Genomic DNA, 22,997 nt, shown 5'->3' with positions numbered 1-22,997 from the left:
CGACAGATGCCAGTTGCGGGAACGGTCGCAAAAAAACGCGAACCTAGCTACAAAAACAGGCCCAACCAGCGTCAGTCCGGCTGCAGGATCAACTCGCCAGCGCGACCTGGAATCTCGCCCCACGCGACAGGGTACGTGGGCAGCGTCGTGCGGTCCAGCGTCGCATGATAGTCGCCCATCGTGCAGAAGCTGTGACCTTGCGCGCTCCAACCGGCCAGCAATTGTTCGAATACCGTGGCCAGCTTTTGTCCTTCCAACTCGGCGTGCAGCGTGAAGACCTGGTCGTGCGCCTGCTTCGACGTAAGAGCCAGCAAATGCGCGGCAACATTGCCCACGTCCACGCCATCTATACCGAGGATTTCATCCAGCGTAGGCAGCGTGGTGGGCATCTGGATGTGATTCAGCGTTCGGCCGTCGAGCACCGGAATGTAGGGTGTGTGACCACGCCCATCAGACGCGTATTTCATGCCCCAGGCATCGATCTGTTCGAACGCGTAGCCGTTCATCTGCCAACCCGCCGCGCCGTGCGTAACCGGCGGCGTGCCGAAGATTTCGACGAAACGTGCGTGGCTGCGCTGCATTTGTTTGGCTGTCCACTCACGGTTTCCCGCCCGGACATTGTCCTGCCAGTACACGTGATCCCACGTGTGGATGCCGCACTCGAAACCCGCTTCGTGAATCGCGCGCATTTCAGCCACTGCGCGGCGGCCGATATCCGGTCCCGGCAGAAGCACACCGTACATGAGCGTCTTGATGCCGTAGTGCTCGACCACCGACGTCCGTGACACCTTCTTGAGAAACCCCGGGCGAAACACGCGACGCAACGCCCAGCCGGTGTGATCGGGTCCGAGGCTAAACAGGAACGTGGCGCGGGCGTGATATTTGTCGAGCAGGCGCGCGAGATTCGGCACGCCTTCGCGCGTGCCGCGCAGGGTATCGACGTCGATTTTCAGAACGATGCGAGCCACGCGCCGTCCTTAAGACTGATCTTCGACAAGGCGTCGCGCCGTGCCTACATCGCCGCGATAGGCTTCGAAAATCTTGCGCAGCGCGTCGTCCATGGTCGCGACCGGTTTCCAGTCGAGTTCCTCGATCGTGTTGTCGATCTTCGGCACGCGGTTTTGCACGTCCTGATAACCGGCACCGTAGTAGTCGCCCGACGACGTCTCCACGAGCTGAACCGTCTTCGCGCTTTCCGTGTATTCGCTGATCTCATTGGCGAGCTTCAGCATCTTGTGCGCGAGTTCGCGGACCGAGAAGTTGTTGCTCGGATTGCCGATGTTATAGATCTTGCCCGTTGCCACGCCGTTCTTGTTTTCGATGATCTTCATCAACGCGCCGATGCCGTCGTCGATATCCGTGAACGCACGCTTTTGCGCGCCGCCATCGACCAGGCTGATGTTTTCACCGCGCACGATATGACCCAGGAATTGCGTGACCACGCGCGAGCTGCCTTCCTTCGGCGTATAGATGGAGTCAAGACCCGGGCCGATCCAGTTGAACGGGCGGAACAGCGTGAAGTTCAGGCCTTCCATGCCGTAGCCCCAGATCACGCGGTCCATCAGTTGCTTCGAGCACGCGTAGATCCAGCGCGGCTTGTTGATCGGGCCGTAGCTGAGTTGCGATTCTTCGGGATCGAATTGCTCGTCGGTGCACATGCCGTACACCTCGGACGTAGACGGAAACACGAGATGCTTGCCGTACTTCACAGCCGAACGCACGATCGGCAGGTTTGCTTCGAAGTCGAGTTCGAACACGCGCAGCGGCTGCTTCACGTAGGTCGCCGGCGTGGCAATGGCCACCAGCGGAAGAATCACATCGCACTTCTTGATGTGATATTCGACCCACTCCTTGTTGATCGTGATGTCGCCTTCGAAGAAATGCATGCGCTCGTGATTGGCGAGGTCGCCGAGGCGGTCGCGTTGCATGTCCATGCCGAAGACTTCCCAGTCGGTCGTCTCGAGAATGCGCTTGGAGAGGTGGTGGCCAATGAAGCCGTTGACACCCAGGATCAGGACTTTTTTCATGAATGAGGAAGTGATTGAGTGAGTCGGCCGAATTCGGCGGGACTGACGACGCGTTCGCCGCCGGCTGGAGTCTGGCTTTCGTCCACGAATGGTTGCCGTAATTCACGGATGGCGACCACGCGGCTGTCGCCGCATACGCCAAACAGCGCATTATCCTTCACGTGCAGCCCAGGGGGCAAATTCGAAACCTCACGCAGGGTCTCGGCGTCGATGCCCGGCAGGCCGTTTTCGGGCATGAGACGAGCCCGCGCGACGATAAACCGCGCCTGTCCAATGTCTGTAAAAGCCCCCGGATACGGCGGCGCGACGGCGCGAATCAGGTTGTAGACCTGCTGCGCGGTTTGCGACCAGTCGATGCGGCCATCCTCCGGCTTCCTGCCGCCGAAGTAGCTGCCTTTCGTGAGATCGTTCGGCAAATGCGGCGCCTCGCCCGCGATCAACGCCGGCAAGACGCGCCACAAGGTTTGTTCCGCGGCGACGGTGGTTTTGTCGAAGACTTGCGCGGCGGTGTCGTCGGGGAGAATGGGCACGGGTGTCTGGGCAAGGATTGCCCCGGCATCCGGTTTGGCTGCCATCTCGTGCAGCGTCGCTCCCGTTTCGGTTTCTCCGTTCAGCACGGCCCAATTGGTGGGCACGCGCCCTCGATACTTCGGCAACAACGAACCGTGCATGTTGTACGCGCCGCGGGCGGCGAGCGCGAGCAGGCCGACCGGCAGCATGTGCCGGTAATAGAACGAGAAAATGAAGTCCGGCGCGAGTTCGCTGATTGCGTCGTGCAATTCGGGCGACTGGGGATCGGCGGGCGTGATGACCGCAATGCCATGATCCGCTGCCACCGATCTCACGCTGCCGAACCAGATGTTCTCGTCCGGATTATCTTCGTGCGTGACAACCAGCGCGACCTCCACGCCGCGCGCGAGCAGGACCTGCAGGCAGCGCACGCCGACGTTGTGATACGCGAACACGACCGCACGAGGCTTCACGCGCGGAGCGCTTATAGCGGTTGTGGCATTCGTAGCATTTGCATTGACCGGCGCCGGATTCATAGTGACCTCATAGCGGATCGACTTCCCGGCTGATTGCTGCTACCGCTTCCTGGCGTGGCATGGTTCGCGCAAGCTTGCCGTCGCGCTCTTCCAGGATGGTCTGTACCAGGTAACGCGGCCGCGCGCGCACTTGCTGATAGATCCGGCCGATATATTCGCCGAGCAGCCCAAGCGCGAAGATGATCACGCCGAGCATGAAGAACGTGATAGCGAACAGGGTGAACACACCCTGGACTTCCGCGCCGAACATGAAGCGTCGAACCAACAGCAGCAGGAACAAGCCCGCGGACCCCACGGAAAGGATCACGCCGATAAACGACAACCACTGCAGCGGCACGACCGAGAATCCGGTCACCAGGTCGAAATTAAGGCGGATCAGGCTGTACAGCGAGTACTTCGATTCCCCGGCGAAGCGCTCTTCGTGCGCGACATCGATTTCGATCGGATTCTGCGCGAACGTATAGGCCAGCGCCGGAATGAAGGTATTGATTTCACCGCAGCGGTTGATGGTGTCAATGATGTGCCGGCTGTAACCGCGCAGCATGCAGCCCTGGTCGGTCATCCTGATGCGCGTGATGCGTTCGCGCAGCCGGTTCATCAGACGCGACGCCTTCTTGCGCCAGAAGCTGTCCTGGCGTTGCTGGCGAATCGTGCCGACGTAGTCGTAACCGTCGCGCATCTTCTCAAGCAGCTTGGCAATTTCCTCGGGGGGATTCTGCAAGTCGGCGTCGAGCGTGATCACGCTTTCCCCGCGCGATTGCTCGAAGCCCGCAAGAATGGCCATGTGCTGGCCATAGTTGCCGTTCAGCAGGATCACGCGGGTGGTGTCCGGCCGCGCGCGAAATTGCTGGCCGAGCAATGCCGCCGACTTGTCGCGGCTGCCGTCGTTGATGAAGATCACTTCATACGTTGTGCCGAGCGCGTCAAGCGCGGGATACAGCCGGGAGAAGAGGGCGGCAAGGCCTTCTTCTTCGTTGTACACCGGGACCACGACCGTTAATTCCGGGCCGGTCGGCAAAAAATCCGTTTGACTCATGTTGGCGATGGTTCCGCTAGGTGTCCGTGGTGAAAAATGTCGTTCTTGTTTTGCTGTGTCAACTGCGTGGCGTGCTTGCCTGCCTGCAGGCGTTACGTTGGTTAGTTAGTACCTTAAATGGCGTGTGCCGCGCAGATTTCGTTGACTGCATGCACGACGCGCGTCACGTCGTCCTGGGTCATCTGCGTGAACAGCGGCAGCGTGACCGTTGATGCGCCATATTTTTCCGCGTGCGGGAACATACCCTCGTGAAACCCGCGACCGCGATACAGCGTGAACAGGTGCAGCGCCGGGTAGTGCACGCCCGTGCCAATGCCGCGTTCCTTCATCAGGCCCATGAACGCCGAGCGCGTAAGCGACAGGCGCTCGAGCGGCAGCGCGATCTGGAACATGTGCCAGTTGCTGTCGGTGAAGTTCGGCACCGGCAGCTGCACGCCCATTCGCACGGCCGCGCTGTTTGCGAAACTCTCGAAGTATGCGCGCGCCAGCTCGCGGCGTTGTTCCGTGAAACGCTCCACATGCTTGAGCTGTCCGAGGCCGACGCGGGCGGCGACATCGGTGAGATTGTATTTGCCGCCGAGGAGATCGCAGTCCATGCCGTCAAAGCCGGTGCGCGTGATGCCTTGCAGCCGGTACTTTTGTGCGAGCACGGCTTCTTCCTCGTTATTCAGGACGAGCGCACCGCCTTCGATTGACGTGACGTTCTTGTTTGCATGAAAGCTAAACGAAATAATGTCGCCGAAAGCGCCGATCTTCTGGCCGCGCCAGGACGAGCCAAACGCCTGGGCCGCGTCTTCGATCACGCGCAGGCCATGTTCGCGCGAAATGCCGTAGAGCCGGTCCATATCGACGGGAAGGCCCGACAGATACACCGGCAGGATTGCCTTGGTACGTGGCGTAATGGCCTTTTCGAGCAGGTCCAGATCGATATTGCGTGTCACCGGGTCAATATCCGCGAACACCGGCGTAGCGCCTGTTTCAATGATCACATTGCTGGTCGAGACCCAGGTCATGGGTGTGGTGATGACTTCGTCGCCTTCGCCCACGCCCGCGATACGCAAGCCAATCTCCATGGTCGCCGTACCGGAATTGAACGTGCGCACAGGGCGGCCGCCGCAATAGGCGGACAGTTCGGCTTCGAACTGCTGGTTTTGCGGACCGGTCGTGATCCAGCCTGAACGCAGAACGTCGGCGACGCCCTGAATTGTCTCTTCGTCGATCTCGGCGCGTACGAAAGGCAGAAAGGGATGCGTATTGGAAGGCGCGTTCTGGGTCATGGAAGCTCTGCGAAGGAAAGGAACGGTGAGATCTTTAATGCACAGTCTTTGATACACGGTCTTTGATACATAGGGTCAGCCGGGTTCCGGTTCGCTCATGCGCACTTCAGGTACGCCCGAGCGCGCCCGAGCCGCTCAACCGCGCGTCAGTACCACGACGCCGATCAGGATAATGCCGATACCTACCAGTCGCTGCAATGTCAGGACTTCGCCAAATAAATACCATGCTGCGAACGCGTTCACTACGTAGCCGAGCGAGAGCATGGGATAAGCGATAGAGACGTCGACCCGCGACAATCCCACAATCCACACGCCTACGCTGATCACGTAGCATGCCAGACCGCCGATGATCGGCCACTGCGTCGCGATCTTGAAACCGATCGGTACGATGTTTGCCGGGGTGAATTCGAAATGGCCCACGGCGTTCACGCCCGCTTTTAGCAACAACTGGGCGCCGGCGTTCAGCATGACGCCGGTGATGATGCAAATGAAGGATATCGGGTTCATCGTTGGCCGTAATAGGGTTTTTTTAGCGGAGCAGCTAAGCGGTAAGGCTTGGCGGCGTCTCCGGATTTTGTATTCGCTGGCGGGCGGTGCCCGGTTCGAGCCCGGTTCAAGCTCGGGTCAACACGCGGCGCCATTGTTTCAAGGCTGAGGCTTCTCGACAATTATCCTTCGGTCATCCCGCGCAATGACCTGCATGGGCACGTGCTTCGCCAGCAACTCGTCATACCGGCCGGGCGGCATCAGCGCAAGACCGTAGCGTTGTGCGTCCCAGCGCTGGATCCACTCGTTGATGGTCGGCACCCACTTCTGCGGTTCCGTCGTGACCCCGAACTTCAGTTCGTCGGGTTCCTGGACCATGATCATGGTGTGGCCGAGATAGAACGGCATGGTGTGATCGAGCTTGGCGACCGAGTAGAACGGCGTGTCGGCGGGCAGCCGGGCCATGGCGGCTTTTACCGCGGGCACCAACTGCACGCCCGAGCTTTCGCGGCCGAACACATCGTGGCCGGTGCCGGCGATCGTCCCCATTAGCAGCCAGGCCGTTCCCAGCAGCACCACGCCACCGATCGAACTGCGCCGGTTCAGCCAGATGGCAGCCAGCGTGACCACGAAGGCTACGGCGAGCGCGGCGTACACCCAGACCTGGAATTCCTTGTACAGCGCATTGGGCGTGTGGCCACCGCCCATGCGGCCCAAAAAGATCGCGCCAAACGCCGCCACGACGAGAAACACAGCGTACCCGGTCAAGTGCTTGTGCCATTGGGCGCGTGTGAGCAGTGGCAGATAGATAGCGATCAGCAACGCAATGGAAGGCGCGATCGGCAGCGTGTACGACAGCAGTTTCGAATGCGACACGCTGAAGAACAAGAAGATAAACGCCGACCAGACGAGGAGCAGCGTGACCGGCGCGAAGCCGTTCGGCTGGCGCGGCACCTTCAGCGCATGCCGGGTGCTCTGGAACACGACCGAGAGCCAGGGCAGGAATCCGACAATCAGCACCGGCACGAAGTAATAAAACGCACCCGGACGGTTCTGTTCGGGGGTCAGGTATCGCTCGAACTGCTGGACGATGAAAAAGAAATTCAGGAACTCGGGGTTCCTGATCTGGACCAGGACGAACCACGGCGCCGCGATGATCAGGAATAGGATCAGCCCGCTGCCAATATAAAGCCGACGCCACAGCGCCCAGTCCCGCGCTATCAACGTGTAGAGCACCAGCACCGCGCCCGGCAGGATCAGGCCGATCAGCCCCTTCGACAACAGCGCGAGCGCCATGCCGGCCCAGCAAAGCCACATCCAGAGGCGGACCTGGGGCACCGGCAGGTTCGGACGTTGCGCCAGCAGCAAGCTGCAGAGCGTGAGTTGCATCCAGAACGACAGGCCCATGTCGAGCGTATCGAAATGGCCCATCAGGTTCCAGTACGGCGAAGTCGCGAGCACGACGGCCGCGCAAAACCCCGTCACGCCGTTGAACACCCGCGCGCCTGTATAGCCGAGCAGCAGCACGCCGGCAAAGCCCGTCAACGCCGTATAAAGGCGCGCCTGCCACTCGCCGATGCCGAACCACGCGAATGTCAGCGCGTTCGCCCAGGTTTGCAGCGGGGGTTTTTCGAAATACTTGTAGCCGTTGTAACGCGGGGTGATCCAGTCGCCGGTCACGAACATTTCTCGTGCCATTTCGGCGTAACGGCCTTCGTCGCTTGGGATGAGATGGCGCAGGCCCAGCGGCGCGAACCAGATCACGGCGAGTGCTGCGATCAGCAGTAAAAGCGAGAGGCGGGTGAGCGGTAGCCGGTGAGGCGTATCGTTCATGGGAGTCGACCTGTCCGATGCCGCTTTAGCGGCGCTAGCAAAATTCATGGGGGCCCGAGTTTGGCGCATTGGGGCTTAAGGCCGGCTTAACGGGCACGTTTAGGGCAAGCTTCGCCGCGTATCCGGCGTGCGGCCAGCCCATGCAGGTTCCGCTGCTTTGACAAAGCGTACAAGCCAGCCAAAAGGCCAGTCCTTGTGTGGTTCGCCGTGCTGTGTGCGGCCGCGGGCCGGTCCTTTATCCTTCGCTGCTCAGAAAACAGGCGTTACCGATGCCGATAGCCGTACCAGCCGTACCGATATCGACGCCGGGCGGCAGTTTAGCGCACTGGCGCGCGGAAACCGCGCCGGAGCGTTACCGCGGCGGCCGTGCCAGCGGCCGCCGGTAAGCCGGGCTCACCGAACTCACGCCTCGATCAGCAGCGCAGCCGCCACCCGGCGGCCTTCCGACATGAGAATGTTGTAAGTACGGCATGCGGCGCCGAAATCCATTGTCTCCACGCCAATGCGCTGCTGGGAGAGCTTGGCGATCAGCCGCGGATGCGGAAAACGCAGGCGCGTGCCGCTGCCGAACACGACGACTTCAGGTGCGATCGCGATGAGCGCGTCGAAATCTTCCTGCGTCAGCGCCTCGAATGACGACACGGGCCACGCGATCACCGGCGTTTCGGGCATCACGATGATGCTGCCTTCATGGCGCTGCAGATTGATTGCGACGTAATCGGCGCCGTAACTCGTGATGGTATTGAGCGCGCCGCTAGCTTCCTGATGTAATTTCAAATCGGTATTCCGACAGGCAAGTTGATGGCGAGAGGTGACTCCGCAAGAGGCCTGTAACAACGGGACGGCCTGGCGCGCAATGCAGCTTTCATCGGCTCGCGCGGCACCGGGATGAGGCCAATGTGCACGCGTTTTGCCGGTGGCGCATTGCGAAAGTCACAGATAATCCGCTAAATTATAACTTTTCAGCCGTCAGCGGGTTGCGAGCCCGGGCGGCGCGATGCATCGCGTGCCGCCACAAGCTGCTTGCCGACACGCAACCGGGCGTTTTGCCTTGGCCTGATGGCCATAAGCTCACACGATTCCGCCCAAACCTGCCTCTATCCGGCGCATTTTCGCTAGACTGCCTGTTCCGCGTCGCTACTTAGGGTTTCTGCGCGGTGTCCGGTCCGTTTTGACGTGTTTTAACCCTCCGCGCCTGAAGCGCCGAGTCTGTGGACCTGACTTGTCAACTTTGTTTGCCGATTTTCCTGATCCAGAGCCTGATTTCCAGTAACCCAGTGAGCTTTCCCGCCGTGAAACCGATTCTCAAATCCAATAAATTACAGAACGTCTGCTATGACATTCGCGGTCCCGTGCTCGAGCACGCGAAGCGGCTGGAGGACGAGGGCCACCGGATCATCAAGCTCAATATCGGCAATCTGGCGTCGTTTGGTTTCGACGCGCCGGACGAAATCATCCAGGATATGATCCGCAACCTGCCCACGTCGTCGGGTTATTCGGATTCGAAAGGCGTGTTTGCCGCCCGCAAGGCGATCATGCATTACAGCCAGCAAAAAGGCGTGGCGGGCGTGGAACTGGACGACATCTATATTGGCAACGGCGCGTCCGAGCTGATCGTGATGGCCATGCAAGGCCTCCTCAACGACGGCGACGAAGTGCTGCTGCCGGCGCCGGACTATCCGTTGTGGACGGCTGCGGTGAGCTTGTCGTCGGGTACGCCGGTGCACTATCTCTGCGACGAATCGGCCGACTGGATGCCCGATCTCGACGACCTGCGCTCGAAGATCACGCCGAATACGAAGGCGCTCGTCATCATCAACCCGAACAATCCGACCGGCGCGCTGTATTCCGACGAACTGTTGCTCGAGATGATCGAACTGGCGCGCAAGCATGGCCTGATCATTTTTGCCGACGAGGTCTACGACAAGATTGTCTATGACGGCCGCAAGCACACGGCGGTCGGCGCGTTGTCCGAAGACGTGCTGACCGTCACGTTCAATAGTCTGTCGAAGAGTTACCGGGCCTGCGGGTATCGCGCGGGCTGGATGTACATTTCCGGCCTGACGGGTGAAAACCGTCGCATCGCCCATGACTATATGGAAGGGCTCGGCATCCTGGCCTCCATGCGCCTGTGCGCGAACGTGCCGGGGCAGTACGCCATCCAGACGGCGCTCGGCGGTTACCAGAGCATCAACGACCTGATCGTGCCGGGTGGACGACTTTTCAAGCAGCGGGAACTCGCCTACGACATGCTCACCGCCATTCCCGGCGTGAGCTGCGTGAAGCCGCAGGCGGCGCTGTACATGTTCCCGAAGCTCGACCCGAAGATGTATCCGATCGTCGATGACCAGCAGTTCATTACGGACCTGCTGCTCGAAGAACGCACGCTGCTGGTCCAGGGCACCGGCTTCAACTGGCCGGCGCCGGATCATTTCCGCGTGGTGTTCCTGCCGAACGTGGACGATCTCGCTGACTCCATCAACCGTATCGCGCGCTTTCTCGATGGTTATCGAAAGCGTCACTCTGTCTAAAACCTCTCTTATAAGACTCACGCTGCAATGGAACCGATCAAAGTTGGCCTGCTGGGCTTCGGCACCGTCGGCAGCGGCACCTTCACGGTGCTGCGCCGCAATCAGGAAGAAATCAAACGGCGCGCCGGACGGGGCATCGAAATTACGCGCATCGCGGTGCGCACGCCGTCGAAGGTGCAGGGCGCCGAAGGTATCGACGTCACGACCGACTTCAATGCGGTCGTCGACGATCCTTCCATCGACATCGTCGCCGAGATGATCGGCGGCACGGGCATCGCGCGCGAACTGGTGCTGCGCGCCATCGCCAACGGCAAGCACGTGGTGACGGCGAACAAGGCGCTCCTCGCCGTGCACGGCAGCGAGATTTTCGAAGCGGCGAGCAAGAAGGGCGTGATGGTGGCGTTCGAAGCGGCGGTCGCGGGCGGCATTCCGATCATCAAGGCGCTGCGCGAAGGGCTGACGGCGAACCGGATCCAGTACATCGCTGGCATCATCAACGGTACGACGAACTACATTCTCTCGGAGATGCGTGACCGCGGACTCGACTTCGCGACCGCACTGAAGGCGGCGCAGGAACTGGGTTATGCGGAAGCTGATCCGACCTTCGATATTGAAGGCGTAGACGCGGCTCATAAGGTCACGATCATGAGCGCGATCGCGTTCGGCGTGCCTGTGCAATTCGACCGGGCTTATGTGGAAGGGATCAGCAAGCTCGACGCCATCGATATCCGCTATGCCGAGGCGCTGGGCTATAGGATCAAGCTGCTGGGTATCGCGCGGCGCACGGAGAAGGGCATCGAGTTGCGCACGCATCCCACGCTGATTCCGGCAAAACGCTTGCTGGCGAACGTGGAAGGTGCGATGAACGCGGTGGTGGTGCACGGCGACGCAGTCGGCACCACGCTTTATTACGGCAAGGGTGCGGGCGCTGAGCCGACTGCGTCGGCGGTGGTGGCAGACCTTGTAGACGTCACGCGCCTCCATACGGCCGACCCGGAACATCGCGTGCCGCACTTGGCGTTCCAGCCGGACAGGCTCGCCAACACGCCAATCCTGCCGATAGAGGAAGTGACGAGCAGCTACTACCTGCGCCTGCGCGTGGCGGATGTTACCGGCGTGCTGGCCAATATCACGCGGATTCTCGCGGACAAGGTCATTTCCATCGACGCGTTGCTGCAGAAGGAATCCGAGCATGTCGACGGCGAGGACAAGGGTGAAACCGACATCATCCTGCTGACGCACGAAACGGTCGAACGGGAAATCAACGCGGCGATCACGCAGATCGAGGCGCTGTCCACCGTGGTTTCGAAAGTGACGAAGCTGCGCATGGAAGGATTGAACTAGGGCTATGAAATGAACTACATCTCCACGCGCGGCGCCGGTTTCGGCGAGCGCCATACTTTCTCCGACATCCTTCTCGGCGGTCTCGCCAAGGACGGCGGCCTGTATTTGCCCGCTGAATATCCGCGCATCACGGCTCAAGAACTGACTGCGTGGCGCTCGCTTTCGTATGCGGATCTCGCCTACGAAATCCTGCGCAAATTCAGCGACGACATTTCCGACGAAGATCTGCGCGCGCTCACGCGCCGGACTTACACGGCGAATACGTACAGCAACGTCCGCCATCACGAAAGCGCGTCGCAGATCACGCCTCTGAAAACGTTGGGCGAAGAAGGCGGCACGACGGTGTCGCTGCTGGAATTGTCGAACGGTCCTACGCTCGCGTTCAAGGACATGGCCATGCAGTTGCTCGGCAACCTGTTCGAGTACACGCTCGCCAAAGAGGGGCAGACGCTGAATATTCTTGGCGCGACATCAGGCGACACCGGCAGCGCGGCCGAATACGCGATGCGCGGCAAGCAGGGCGTGCGCGTTTTCATGCTGTCGCCGCATCAGAAAATGAGCGCGTTCCAGACGGCGCAGATGTTTTCGCTGCAGGACCCGAACATCTTCAACCTGGCGGTGGTCGGCAACTTCGACAATTGCCAGGACATCGTCAAGGCGGTGTCGAACGATCACGCGTTCAAAGCGGCCAACAAGATCGGTACGGTCAATTCGATCAACTGGGCGCGCGTGGTGGCGCAAGTTGTCTATTATTTCAAGGGCTACTTCGCCGCGACGAAGTCGAACGCCGAGCGGGTGTCGTTCACGGTGCCATCGGGCAATTTCGGCAATGTCTGCGCCGGGCATATCGCGCGGATGATGGGTTTGCCGATCGAGCAACTGGTCGTCGCTACGAACGAGAACGACGTGCTCGACGAATTTTTCCGCACCGGCATTTATCGCGTGCGCACAGCGGCCGAGACGTATCACACGACCAGCCCGAGCATGGATATCTCGAAAGCGTCGAATTTCGAGCGTTTCGTATTCGATCTGCTCGGCCGCGATCCCGCGCGCGTGCTGCAGTTGTTTCGCGACGTGGAGGAAAAGGGTGGATTCGACCTCGCGGCCAGTGGCGACTTTGCGCGCGTGGAGGAATTTGGTTTCGTGTCGGGACGCAGCAGCCACGCGGACCGGGTGGACACCATTCGCGACGTGTTCGAGCGTTACGGAACGATGATCGATACCCACACGGCTGACGGCCTGAAGGTTGCGCGCGAACACCTGAAGCCGGGCGTACCGATGATCGTGCTGGAAACCGCCCAGCCGATCAAATTCGGCGAAACCATCCGTGAAGCGCTCGAGCGTGAGCCGGAGCGGCCGGCGGCGTTTATCGGTATCGAAGAATTGCCACAGAAATTCGATATCGTGGCGGCCGAGGCGGGACTCGTGAAGGCGTATATCGCGGAGCGCATCTAAGCTCGGGACGGGCGGCATCGGAGGATTAGGGCAGATTCAGTCAGCCCGGAACGCCCGGTGCGGCGGCATTTGTGGCGTCACTCGCGGCGCCATTTGTGGACCGCCGGAAGCGCGGTCTACGCGCCCGCGCGTGCAGCTTTCCGCTGCATTGCCGCAATTCGTCCCAAAAACTGCTAAAATTGCAGGTTTTTCGCCGTACACCATTCAAAAGGACGCGCTGTGCTGTCTACTGCCAACATCACCATGCAATTCGGGCCGAAGCCCCTCTTCGAGAACATTTCGGTCAAGTTCGGGGAAGGAAATCGCTATGGCCTGATCGGGGCGAACGGCTGCGGCAAATCCACGCTCATGAAGATTCTAGGCAGCGACCTGGAACCGAGCTCCGGCAACGTGATGCTCGAACCGAACGTGCGTCTCGGTAAATTGCGTCAGGATCAGTTCGCGTATGAAGACATGCGCGTGATCGACGTCGTGATGATGGGCCACACGGAAATGTGGAACGCGATGTCCGAGCGCGACGCGATTTACGCGAACCCCGACGCCACCGACGACGACTACATGCACGCCGCCGAGCTCGAAGCGAAGTTCGCTGAGTACGACGGCTACACGGCTGAAGCACGCGCTGGCGAATTGCTGCTGGGCATTGGCATTGCGATTGAAGACCATAACGGCCCGATGAGCAACGTCGCCCCGGGCTGGAAGCTGCGCGTGTTGCTCGCACAGGCGCTGTTTTCGAAGCCCGACGTGCTGCTGCTCGACGAACCGACCAACAACTTGGACATCACCTCCATTCGCTGGCTCGAGGACGTACTGAACCAGTACAACTCGACCATGGTGATCATTTCCCATGATCGACACTTCCTGAATCAGGTCTGCACGCACATGGCAGACATGGATTACGGCACGTTGAAGGTCTATCCGGGTAACTACGACGACTACATGCTGGCATCCGCTCAGGCGCGCGAACGTCAGGCAAACGCGAACCAGAAGGCGAAAGACAAAGTGGCTGATTTGCAGGACTTCGTGCGCCGGTTCTCGGCCAACAAGTCGAAGGCACGTCAGGCGACCAGCCGTGCAAAGCAGATCGAAAAGATCAAGATCGAGGAATTCAAGCCGTCGTCGCGGCAAAACCCGTTTATTCGCTTCGACTTCGAGAAAAAGCTGCACAACATCGCGGTGGTTGCGACCAACATCACGAAGAAATACGACCGCACCATCTTCAACCACTTCAGCGTGAGCGTTCAGCCGGGTGAGCGGATTGCGATCATCGGTGAGAACGGCGCAGGCAAGACCACGTTGCTGCGCGCGTTGAAGGGTGCGATCGAATTGGACGGCGGCACGGTAAAGTGGGCAGAAAACGCGCTGGTCGGTTACATGCCGCAGGACACGTACGAAGAGTTTCCGAAGGACGAGACGCTCACCGATTGGGTCGACCAGTATCGTCAGGAGGGCGACGACGACCAGATGGTCCGTGGCACGTTGGGCCGTTTGCTGTTCAACGCCGACGACATCAAGAAGTCGGTCAAGGTGCTGTCGGGCGGTGAGAAAGGCCGCATGATCTGGGGCAAGCTGATGCTCGGGCGCCCGAACGTATTGTTGATGGACGAGCCGACCAACCACATGGACATGGAATCGATCGAATCCCTGCAGATCGCGTTGGAGAAATACGAAGGCACTCTGATTTTCGTTTCGCATGACCGGGAGTTCGTGAATGGGCTGGCGAACCGGATCATCGAAGTGAAGAACGACGGTACGCTGCGCGACTTCGGCGGCACGTACGAGGAATTGCTGGCGAGTCAGGGTATTCAGTAACTGGGCGCGCGTATCACCCCGCGCAACACAGCAGTTAGCCAATAGAAACAAGCAGCAACGCAAACGGCCCGCTTCGTAAAGAAGCGGGCCGTTTGCTTTCTGGGAACGGAGCACGTTTGGAAAACTGAAATACAGCACAGTCGAACTTGCTTGATAAAACGCAACGTGTGTTTGTCTAACCTCCTGCAAGCTCAAAATTTTGACTCTGGAGATGATCCTTTCATGACCCCTCTTACCCCCCTGACCATTCGCGGCCGCACGTTGCTTCCTATTGTGCAGGGAGGCATGGGTGTGGGTGTATCCGCGCACCGGCTGGCCGGCGCCGTAGCCCGGGAGGGTGCAATGGGAACAATCTCGAGCATCGACTTGCGGCATCACCATCCGGACCTGCTTGAGATATGCAAACAGAATCCGGATCAGGCGACGCTGGAAGCCGCCAACCAGACGGCGTTGCGGCGCGAGATCATTGCAGCGAAGGCTCTTAGCGAGGGCCACGGCATGATTGCCGTGAATGTCATGCGCGCGGTTTCGTCCTACGCGGCGGCGGTACAGACGGCGTGCGAAAGCGGCGCCGACGCTATCGTCATGGGGGCAGGGCTGCCGCTGGACCTGCCGGACCTGACGCAAGGCGTCGATATCGCGCTGATCCCGATCTTGTCGGATAGCCGTGGCATTGCGCTGGTACTGAAGAAGTGGCTCAAGAAGAATCGTTTGCCCGATGCCATCGTGATCGAACATCCGGGGCATGCGGGAGGCCATCTAGGCGTGGCAAGCGTCGCGGACATTCCAAGCGAGCGCTTTGACTTCGCCCGCGTGATCGAAGAAACCATGCTGACTTTCGATGCCCTCGGCATCTCCCGCACTCAGATTCCGCTGATCGTGGCGGGTGGCATCGACGGGCATGCGGCGGTGCGTCGCTGGCTGGCGGCAGGTGCGTCCGGCGTGCAACTCGGCACGGCGTTCGCGGTGACCGAGGAGGGTGACGCGCATCCCGAATTCAAGCGGATTCTCGCTGATGCAACGCCGGAAGACATCGTCGAATTCGTGAGCGTGACCGGCCTGCCGGCTCGCGCGGTGAAAACGCCATGGCTCGATCGCTATATGCGCAATGAGCAACGGATTCGCGACAAGATCGGTTCGCGCGTGCAAAAGTGTCCCACGGGCCTGAATTGCCTGGTGGCGTGTGGTTTGCGTGACGGCATCGAAAAGTTCGGGCACTTTTGTATTGATACCCGTCTCGCCGCGGCCCTGCGTGGAGATCGCGCGAACGGGCTGTTTTTCCGGGGACGCGAGGCGCTGCCGTTCGGATCAGCGATCCGCAGCGTGCGTGAATTGCTCGACTTGCTGGTCGCAGATATCCGGCCCACGGCGGCGGCTTGAACGGCGCGAGTTCTGCAGATTAGGCTGAAGCTTGGGTTACAAGTTGGCTTGTGACTCGGGCCCGCCACAAGCCCGCCACAAACCGGTCGCTACGCGGCACGGAAATCATCGGTTTTCCGGGGCTTCCCGCGGAGTCAAAAGACCGTCTGCGCACGGACAGACAGGTGTCCACACCTGACCTCACGCGCAACTCACGCGCCGATCAAACCTTGTCGCGGGTGAAGCGCATGGCGGTGCCTTCGCGCGTAATACGTTCCCAGATCACGGCCTTCTCGGCGTCGCTGAGAAAGACCCAGTTGGAGACTTCTCCGGCCATGCGGCCACAGCCTTTGCAGACGTCGTCGAAGAGGGTCGAGCAGACGCCGATGCACGGGCTGTCAGGTAAATCATGAAGGTTCGATGCCATAAAACGCCTGTAGTCGGGCGCGGCATGCAGTGAAAGCTGCAGCGCCCGCGCAAAAGGCCTAAGTTTAACTTTAACGGGCGATGCTGTAGCCGATCCGAGCGATCCAGTGGTTACGCTGGTTGTAATCGAGAATATCTTCGCCGTAGCCGTTGAAATACCCCACCCACAAATAGCCGCCCCACGCGCTGCTGATCAGCTTGGCAAGCGGATACGTGAATTGGGCGTCAACGCTGCCGTATCCCCCTTTGGTACCCTTGCGCAATGTCGTGGCGAGTTGCCAGCCGTCGGGGCTACCGTACTTCACGAGCAGGTCGACGTATCCCCGATAGTCCTGGATGTCCTCATTGCCGCTCTTCGTGATGTAGTAATAGATTTTCGGCGATATGGTCAGGTGGTTCGAATTGATATCGCCGAAATCCCAGCTCGGACGCACGAACGCGATGTTGATCCCGCGCGAATCCGCGCCCGCCTTCCCGTTCGACTCATGCCCAATACCGGCAGTCACGCCCATCCGCGAAAACAGCGAGCTTTTCCAACCCGTGTTCTCCAGGTAGTAGAACAGTTGCGGCTCGTAACTCGTGTCGCGGAACGGCGCTGATTCAGCCGACAGGTCCCAGATCGACGTTTGCGTGTAGGCGAAATACAGGTTGTCGAGGAGGCTGCGCGAGCGGGGATCGTCGGGCAACAGCAGGCGGTACTTGAAGCTGAACTGGAATTTCGCGAGGTTGTCGCCGTTCTGGCCGTCGGCGAAATACATGGGCTCAAAGGTCGACAAACGGCCGCTCAACATACGGTCGCTCGTTGTCGTAGGCACCGCCGATGTGTTCGCCGCGGCCTCTGCGCTCGCCAGTTGCTGCGGTGTCGTGGCCTTCGTCTCAGCGGTCTCAGCTGCCACCACTTGCGTTTGCGACTTGCCGCGGTTCAGCGTGATCAGCATGGGCGACGAATCGAAGCCTACCGGATCGACCTTCATCACACCACGCGCTGCTTCGGGCCACGGGGCCGCATAACGAACCTTTCGATATTGTCCGGGGCGCAGCGTCAGCTTGTCGGGAACGTTGGGTTCGCGTTGCAGCGCCAGCGGCTGCGGCGGCAGATCGCCGTTGGTCAGCGTGACGTTGAGCGCTTTGGGCACATCGATGGTGAGCGGCTGCTTGTCGTCGTCGCTATAAAGCAGCGTCAGTTCGAGCGGTTGTTCAGAGGCGGCTTCGCGCACGGGCTGGAGCACGGAAACCGTCGCGTAGGCGGCGTTGGTCCAGCCGAGGCCGATAACGCACGCGAGCATGGCCAAGCGGGAAGCCGTCGCGACATCGCGTCGCCGGAAGGGCGTGGTGGAGCGGGTGGGAAACGGCAAAAAGCCTCTGGCCATGAATCGATAGTCCTTGTTGCGTTGAGTAGCGTCGGGCGTGGACCCGCTCGGCAGGAACACATGTCCCTTGCCGTCCCGATTGCGTCGTGCGCGACCCCTTGTTTAGCGACTAACCGAGGCGAATAACATCCCGCCCACTCACGCGCGACATTCGCGAAACGCGAAATTGTAAGCGTGCGGAAGGATCACTTCGAAAAGCTGAGTCGAACGGGCAGGCATCGCAAAAATCGATCCCGGCCAGCAACGATTCACTCATTGCTTCACAAGCGAGCCGGCGGGAACGAGATGTTTGCTTGTTCGTTCGACGCGTGCGCCTGGAGATCGCAACGGGACAGTTTGGAGAGCGGGCGGGGCGCAAGCCGAGGTGAGCACGGTTCCATGAGCAAGCGGAGATCAGCGGCCAATCCAGACAGTTCTTTGGATTCAACAACGGTGGTGTGGTCTTTGTGGCTGGGACCACCAGCCTGGAACCCCGCAAAAACCCATACCCCCTCCGGATCGGTCGAACGCGCCCTTGTACACTTCACGCGACAAATCTCGCCGATTGTTTTTTGCGAAGCACCCTTTTGATGATAGTTTTCGTTTTTTTAAGATCGTCTCGATCAAGTAGGGGAGTAAAGGGCGAATCGAGACAGGGATACCAACGGTCGGCAAGTCGAAAGGACGGAGAAACTGAAATGACAGAAAAAGTGGCGGACCGGTTGTCGAAGCGTTCGAGTGCATCGGGCGCGGTTGCACGGATACCGGCGTGCGTAGTTTCGATCACCATGGCTATTGCGGGCGTGGCGGTTTTATCGGCACCGCTGGGGGCATCGGCGAAAGACACTCAGCTCAACGTTTACAACTGGTCGGACTACATCGCGAAAGACACGATTCCGAACTTCGAGAAGCAGACTGGCGTCAAGGTCAAGTACGACAACTACGACAGCGACGACACGCTGCAAGCCAAGCTGCTTACCGGCAATTCGGGCTATGACATCGTGGTGCCCACCAGCAACTACGCCGGCAAGCAAATCACGGCAGGCATCTTCGCCCCGCTCGATAAATCCAAACTCCCCAACCTAAAATACCTCGACCCTGACCTGATGAAGCTGGTCGCGGGCGCCGATCCGGGCAACCAGTACACGGTACCGTGGGCATACGGCACGACGGGCCTTGGCTACAACGTGACGAAGGTTCAGCAGATCCTCGGCAAGAACGTGCCGCTGGATAACTGGGACATCCTGTTCAAGCCGGAAAACATCTCGAAGCTCAAGGCCTGCGGTGTCTCGGTACTCGATGCCCCCGACCAGATGTTCGCCGCCGCGCTGCACTACATCGGCAAGGATCCGATGAGCACGAACCCGGCCGACTACCGCGCCGCCCTGGCGATGCTCAAGAAGATCCGCCCGTACATCACCCAGTTCAACTCGTCGGGTTATATCAACGACCTGGTCGGCGGTGACGTCTGCTTCGCCTACGGCTGGTCGGGCGACGTGGTGATCGCCAAGCATCGTGCGGAAGAGGCGAAGAAGCCGTACAAGGTCGAGTACTACATCCCCAAGGGCGGCGCGCCGGTGTGGTTTGACGTGATGGCGATTCCGAAGGACGCGAAGAACAAGGAAGCTGCGCTCGAGTGGATCAACTACATCGAGACGCCGCAGGTTCACGCCGCGATCACGAACGAGGTGTATTACCCGAGTGCGAACCTGGAAGCACGGAAGTACGTATCGAAGGATGTTGCCGACGATCCGGCCGTGTATCCGCCGCAAGACGTGATCAAGACGCTGTTCCTGCTCAAGCCGTTGCCGCCGGAAATCCAGCGTTTGCAAACGCGGCTCTGGACGGAACTGAAGTCCGGACGCTGATCCTGGTTCCGGTAAAGTTGCGAAGCTTGCCAATTGCATCAGGCAGTCGATAAACGCAAAGCCCCTGGTCCTCCGGGGGCTTTGTTCGTGGCCGGCGATTTTGCCGGTAGCCGCGTCGAAAGAATAAAGGTAAAAGTGCGGCTGGAAAAAGCAGCACAAACGCGCGTAGCGCAGGAGCCGGGCAGCAGATCATGAGTGAGCAGCAGTCGAGCGCAGTGTCCGCCGGAGCAGGCAATCAAGGTAGTCCGGGCGGTCCGGGCGGTCCCAATGGCCGCAGGCCGGAACCGGGTTTGCGGGACCCGGACTGGGCGGCCGAGAATTTCGTGCGGATCGTCGATGTCGTCAAGAAATTCGACGAAACCGTCGCGGTGAAAGGCGTGAGCCTGTCGGTGAAAAAGGGCGAGTTGTTCGCGCTGCTCGGCAGTTCCGGCTGCGGCAAGTCCACCTTGCTGCGCATGCTCGCGGGGCTGGAGTCGGTCACGGCGGGGCAGATCGTGATCGATGGCGAGGATCTCGCGAGCATGCCGCCGTATCGCCGGCCGGTGAACATGATGTTCCAGTCATATGCGCTGTTTCCGCATATGACGGTGGAATCGAACGTGGCGTTCGGGCTCAAGCAGGAGGGCGTGCGCGGCGCGGAACTCAAGGAACGCGTGCACGCGACGCTCGACCTCGTGCAGATGGCGAAGTATGCGCAGCGCAAGCCGCACCAGTTGTCGGGCGGCCAGCAGCAGCGCGTGGCGCTGGCCCGCAGCCTGGTCAAGCGTCCAAAATTGCTGCTGCTCGATGAACCCATGTCCGCGCTCGACAAGCAGATTCGCCAGCGCACGCAGATCGAGCTGGTGAATATCCTCGACAAGGTCGGCGTGACCTGCATGATGGTCACGCACGATCAGGAGGAAGCAATGACCATGGCCGGCCGGATCGCGGTCATGAGCGAAGGCGAGATCGTGCAGATCGGCACGCCGCACGAGGTCTACGAATATCCGAACAGCCGCTTCACCGCTGAATTCATCGGCTCGACGAATCTGTTCGACGGCATCGTGGTGGAAGACGAACCGGATCACGTGTTCGTGGAAACGGCGGAGCTGCCGTCGCGCTTGTACGTGAACCACGGCATCACAGGACCGCTCGGCATGCCGGTCACCATCTCGGTCAGGCCGGAGCGCATTGCGTTGACGCGCAAGCCGCCCGACGGTGCGTACAACTGGGGCCACGGCACGGTGGCGAATATTGCGTACATGGGCGGCTATACGCTGTATCACGTGAAGCTGGACAGCGGCAAAGTGGTCGTGGCGAACCTGTCGAGCCTTGCGATTGGCGAGATCGATTCGCCCACCTGGGGCGACGAAGTCTTCGTGCGCTGGACAGCGTCGGCAGGCGTGGTGCTCACGGCATGAAGACGCTGCATTTACAGAGCTTACTGAGCTTACTCAAGCAACGCTTCGGCCTGTCAGGCAGGACGGCGGTTATTTTCGGGCCGTATCTGTGGCTCGTGTTGCTGTTCCTCGTGCCGTTCCTGCTGGTCGTCAAAATCAGTTTCTCCGACTCGCGTCTCGGGATTCCGCCTTATACGGAATTGACGGCGATGAAAGACGGCGTGCTGAGTATCGCGCTCGATTTTTCGCATTACGCGTTTCTCGTCACGGACAGCCTGTACTTCGCCACCTACATGAATTCGCTGTTGGTGGCGGGGGTGTCCACGCTGTTGTGCCTCGCGATTGGTTATCCGATGGCGTATTACATCGCGCGTTCGAATCCGGCGACTCGCAATCTGCTGATGATGGCCGTGATGCTGCCGTTCTGGACGTCGTTCCTGATTCGTGTGTATGCATGGATCGGGATTCTGAAGAACAACGGCTTGCTGAATAATTTCCTGATGTGGACGGGGATTATTCATTCGCCTATCGAGCTGTATCACACGAATATCGCGGTTTATATCGGCATGGTGTATTCGTATCTGCCGTTTCTCGTGATGCCGCTTTACGCCCATCTGGTGAAGATGGATCTCACGTTGCTCGAAGCCGCTTACGATCTCGGCGCGAAACCGTGGAAGGCGTTTTTGCAGATCACGCTGCCGTTATCGAAGAACGGGATTATTGCGGGCTGCCTGCTGGTGTTCATTCCAGCGGTGGGCGAATACGTGATTCCGGAATTGCTGGGCGGCGCGGATACCCTGATGATCGGCCGCGTGATGTGGAATGAATTTTTCGATAACGCCGACTGGCCGATGGCTTCCGCCGTCACCTGCGCGATGGTGTTGCTGCTGCTCGTTCCCATGGCGCTGTTCCAGTACTACCAGGCGAAGCAACGGGAGGAAAAGCGATGATTGAACCCAGTCGCTCGCTCCGGTTCACGTTTCTCGGTTTCGGATTCCTGTTTCTCTATATTCCGATCGTGAGTCTGGTGGTGTACTCGTTCAACGAGTCTCAGCTCGTGACCGTATGGACGCAATTTTCGTTGAAGTGGTATGCGGCGTTATTGCACGACGAAGAACTGATCAATGCCGCGTGGTTATCGATTCGAGTGGCGGTATTCACAGCGTGCGCGTCGGTGGTGATCGGGACGTGGGCGGGTTACGTGCTGGCGCGAATGGGGCGCTTTCGCGGCTTCACGCTTTATGCCGGCATGATCAACGCGCCGCTCGTGATACCTGAAGTGATCCAGGGGATTTCGCTGCTGCTGCTGTTTGTGGAAATGGCGAAAGTATTTGGCTGGCCGGCAGGGCGTGGCATTTTCACGATCTGGATCGGTCACGTGATGCTGTGTATTTCCTACGTCGCGATCATCGTGGAATCGAGGGTCAGGGAATTGAACCCGTCGCTTGAAGAAGCCGCGCTCGATTTGGGCGCGACGCCATTGCGCGTGTTTTTTGCTATTACGTTGCCGCTGATATCGCAGGCGCTGGTGGCCGGGTGGCTGCTGTCGTTCACGCTGTCGATCGATGACCTCGTGTTATCCGCGTTTTTGTCGGGACCGGGGTCGACTACGTTGCCGCTCGTCGTGTTTTCACGCGTCCGGCTCGGCTTGAATCCGGAGATGAACGCGCTCGCCACGTTGTTCATCGCGTTCGTGACGGTCGGCGTGATCGCCGCGAACTACTTCATGCAGCGCAGCGAGCGCAAGCGGCTGACGAATGTGCTCTAGA

Annotated in this window: 19 protein-coding genes; 9 read left to right on the top strand and 10 right to left on the bottom strand. The window is 59.9% G+C overall.

The window, feature by feature from the left end; genetic code table 11:
• Window positions 1-71: 71 nt before the first annotated feature.
• The 8 genes from FH08_RS0118570 to FH08_RS0118535 all read right to left on the bottom strand — a co-directional run bounded on the left by FH08_RS0118570 (window position 72) and on the right by FH08_RS0118535 (window position 8,482).
• On the bottom strand, window positions 72-968 hold the full coding sequence (locus FH08_RS0118570; protein WP_031359775.1) for a polysaccharide deacetylase family protein: 897 nt from the start codon (window positions 966-968) through the stop codon (window positions 72-74).
• A gap of 9 nt (window positions 969-977) precedes the next feature.
• Window positions 978-2,027: a bifunctional UDP-4-keto-pentose/UDP-xylose synthase gene (locus tag FH08_RS0118565; protein ID WP_051888357.1), complete on the bottom strand. Its 1,050-nt coding sequence runs from the start codon at window positions 2,025-2,027 to the stop codon at window positions 978-980.
• The gene (locus FH08_RS0118560; protein WP_031359773.1) at window positions 2,024-3,010 is read right to left on the bottom strand and encodes a formyltransferase; all 987 of its coding nucleotides are present in this window, start codon (window positions 3,008-3,010) and stop codon (window positions 2,024-2,026) included. Before FH08_RS0118560 ends, FH08_RS0118565 begins: the two co-directional genes overlap by 4 nt.
• Window positions 3,011-3,080: 70 nt before the next feature.
• On the bottom strand, window positions 3,081-4,109 hold the full coding sequence (locus tag FH08_RS0118555) for a glycosyltransferase (protein ID WP_031359772.1): 1,029 nt from the start codon (window positions 4,107-4,109) through the stop codon (window positions 3,081-3,083).
• Between the two features lie 113 nt (window positions 4,110-4,222).
• On the bottom strand, window positions 4,223-5,386 hold the full coding sequence (locus FH08_RS0118550) for a DegT/DnrJ/EryC1/StrS family aminotransferase (protein ID WP_031359771.1): 1,164 nt from the start codon (window positions 5,384-5,386) through the stop codon (window positions 4,223-4,225).
• A gap of 135 nt (window positions 5,387-5,521) precedes the next feature.
• Entirely contained in the window at window positions 5,522-5,893 is a 372-nt protein-coding gene (locus tag FH08_RS0118545; RefSeq protein WP_031359770.1) for a DMT family transporter, read from the bottom strand.
• A gap of 138 nt (window positions 5,894-6,031) precedes the next feature.
• Window positions 6,032-7,705, bottom strand: a complete 1,674-nt coding sequence (locus FH08_RS0118540) for a glycosyltransferase family 39 protein (protein ID WP_031359769.1) — start codon at window positions 7,703-7,705, stop codon at window positions 6,032-6,034.
• Window positions 7,706-8,107: 402 nt separating this feature from the next.
• Complete coding sequence (locus FH08_RS0118535) at window positions 8,108-8,482, bottom strand: Mth938-like domain-containing protein (RefSeq protein ID WP_031359768.1); 375 nt, start codon at window positions 8,480-8,482, stop codon at window positions 8,108-8,110.
• A gap of 515 nt (window positions 8,483-8,997) precedes the next feature.
• Between FH08_RS0118535 and FH08_RS0118530 the strand changes: the two genes are divergently transcribed.
• The 5 genes from FH08_RS0118530 to FH08_RS0118510 all read left to right on the top strand — a co-directional run bounded on the left by FH08_RS0118530 (window position 8,998) and on the right by FH08_RS0118510 (window position 16,227).
• Window positions 8,998-10,236: a pyridoxal phosphate-dependent aminotransferase gene (locus tag FH08_RS0118530; RefSeq protein ID WP_031359767.1), complete on the top strand. Its 1,239-nt coding sequence runs from the start codon at window positions 8,998-9,000 to the stop codon at window positions 10,234-10,236.
• A 27-nt stretch (window positions 10,237-10,263) separates the two neighbouring features.
• Window positions 10,264-11,580, top strand: a complete 1,317-nt coding sequence (locus FH08_RS0118525; RefSeq protein WP_031359766.1) for a homoserine dehydrogenase — start codon at window positions 10,264-10,266, stop codon at window positions 11,578-11,580.
• Between the two features lie 9 nt (window positions 11,581-11,589).
• Window positions 11,590-13,035: a threonine synthase gene (gene thrC / locus FH08_RS0118520; RefSeq protein WP_031359765.1), complete on the top strand. Its 1,446-nt coding sequence runs from the start codon at window positions 11,590-11,592 to the stop codon at window positions 13,033-13,035.
• A 219-nt stretch (window positions 13,036-13,254) separates the two neighbouring features.
• Window positions 13,255-14,847, top strand: coding sequence for an ABC-F family ATPase (locus tag FH08_RS0118515; RefSeq protein ID WP_035566559.1), 1,593 nt, complete (start codon window positions 13,255-13,257; stop codon window positions 14,845-14,847).
• 222 nt (window positions 14,848-15,069) lie between these two features.
• Entirely contained in the window at window positions 15,070-16,227 is a 1,158-nt protein-coding gene (locus FH08_RS0118510) for an NAD(P)H-dependent flavin oxidoreductase (protein WP_031359763.1), read from the top strand.
• A 202-nt stretch (window positions 16,228-16,429) separates the two neighbouring features.
• Here FH08_RS0118510 and FH08_RS0118505 read toward each other — a convergent pair whose 3' ends face one another.
• Together FH08_RS0118505 and FH08_RS0118500 are read right to left on the bottom strand one after the other, a co-directional pair.
• Window positions 16,430-16,633 carry a DUF1289 domain-containing protein gene (locus FH08_RS0118505; protein WP_031359762.1) on the bottom strand — a complete coding sequence of 68 codons (204 nt, stop codon included), beginning with the start codon at window positions 16,631-16,633 and terminating at the stop codon, window positions 16,430-16,432.
• Window positions 16,634-16,703: 70 nt separating this feature from the next.
• Complete coding sequence (locus FH08_RS0118500) at window positions 16,704-17,918, bottom strand: phospholipase A (protein ID WP_031359761.1); 1,215 nt, start codon at window positions 17,916-17,918, stop codon at window positions 16,704-16,706.
• A gap of 851 nt (window positions 17,919-18,769) precedes the next feature.
• On the opposite strand from FH08_RS0118500, the gene FH08_RS0118495 reads away from it, so the two are divergent.
• From FH08_RS0118495 to FH08_RS0118480, 4 genes are all read left to right on the top strand, one after another.
• A complete protein-coding gene (locus tag FH08_RS0118495) occupies window positions 18,770-19,849 on the top strand; it encodes a polyamine ABC transporter substrate-binding protein (RefSeq protein ID WP_031359760.1) in 1,080 nt (359 codons plus the stop codon).
• 191 nt (window positions 19,850-20,040) lie between these two features.
• Window positions 20,041-21,249, top strand: coding sequence for an ABC transporter ATP-binding protein (locus tag FH08_RS0118490; RefSeq protein WP_031359759.1), 1,209 nt, complete (start codon window positions 20,041-20,043; stop codon window positions 21,247-21,249).
• Entirely contained in the window at window positions 21,246-22,178 is a 933-nt protein-coding gene (locus tag FH08_RS0118485; RefSeq protein ID WP_031359758.1) for an ABC transporter permease subunit, read from the top strand. Before FH08_RS0118490 ends, FH08_RS0118485 begins: the two co-directional genes overlap by 4 nt.
• Window positions 22,178-22,996 carry an ABC transporter permease subunit gene (locus tag FH08_RS0118480; protein ID WP_031359757.1) on the top strand — a complete coding sequence of 273 codons (819 nt, stop codon included), beginning with the start codon at window positions 22,178-22,180 and terminating at the stop codon, window positions 22,994-22,996. The genes FH08_RS0118485 and FH08_RS0118480 overlap by 1 nt, the downstream gene beginning before the upstream one ends.
• The last annotated feature ends 1 nt before the right edge of the window (window position 22,997 follow it).

It is taken from the genome of Caballeronia sordidicola, from assembly GCF_000729995.1.
Taxonomy (GTDB): Bacteria; Pseudomonadota; Gammaproteobacteria; order Burkholderiales; family Burkholderiaceae; genus Caballeronia; species Caballeronia sordidicola_A.
This window is presented reverse-complemented; position numbering and strand designations above follow the sequence as displayed.

What these genes read in the sequence shown, in the direction of transcription:
- FH08_RS0118540 (WP_031359769.1), bottom strand. Translation starts at nt 7,705, where the DNA reads ATGAACGATACGCCTCACCGGCTACCGCTCACCCGCCTCTCGCTTTTA.
- FH08_RS0118565 (WP_051888357.1), bottom strand. Translation starts at nt 2,027, where the DNA reads ATGAAAAAAGTCCTGATCCTGGGTGTCAACGGCTTCATTGGCCACCAC.
- FH08_RS0118500 (WP_031359761.1), bottom strand. Translation starts at nt 17,918, where the DNA reads ATGCTCGCGTGCGTTATCGGCCTCGGCTGGACCAACGCCGCCTACGCG.
- FH08_RS0118510 (WP_031359763.1), top strand. Translation starts at nt 15,070, where the DNA reads ATGACCCCTCTTACCCCCCTGACCATTCGCGGCCGCACGTTGCTTCCT.
- thrC (WP_031359765.1), top strand. Translation starts at nt 11,590, where the DNA reads ATGAACTACATCTCCACGCGCGGCGCCGGTTTCGGCGAGCGCCATACT.
- FH08_RS0118495 (WP_031359760.1), top strand. Translation starts at nt 18,770, where the DNA reads ATGGCTATTGCGGGCGTGGCGGTTTTATCGGCACCGCTGGGGGCATCG.
- FH08_RS0118505 (WP_031359762.1), bottom strand. Translation starts at nt 16,633, where the DNA reads ATGGCATCGAACCTTCATGATTTACCTGACAGCCCGTGCATCGGCGTC.
- FH08_RS0118550 (WP_031359771.1), bottom strand. Translation starts at nt 5,386, where the DNA reads ATGACCCAGAACGCGCCTTCCAATACGCATCCCTTTCTGCCTTTCGTA.
- FH08_RS0118545 (WP_031359770.1), bottom strand. Translation starts at nt 5,893, where the DNA reads ATGAACCCGATATCCTTCATTTGCATCATCACCGGCGTCATGCTGAAC.
- FH08_RS0118525 (WP_031359766.1), top strand. Translation starts at nt 10,264, where the DNA reads ATGGAACCGATCAAAGTTGGCCTGCTGGGCTTCGGCACCGTCGGCAGC.
- FH08_RS0118490 (WP_031359759.1), top strand. Translation starts at nt 20,041, where the DNA reads ATGAGTGAGCAGCAGTCGAGCGCAGTGTCCGCCGGAGCAGGCAATCAA.
- FH08_RS0118485 (WP_031359758.1), top strand. Translation starts at nt 21,246, where the DNA reads ATGAAGACGCTGCATTTACAGAGCTTACTGAGCTTACTCAAGCAACGC.
- FH08_RS0118555 (WP_031359772.1), bottom strand. Translation starts at nt 4,109, where the DNA reads ATGAGTCAAACGGATTTTTTGCCGACCGGCCCGGAATTAACGGTCGTG.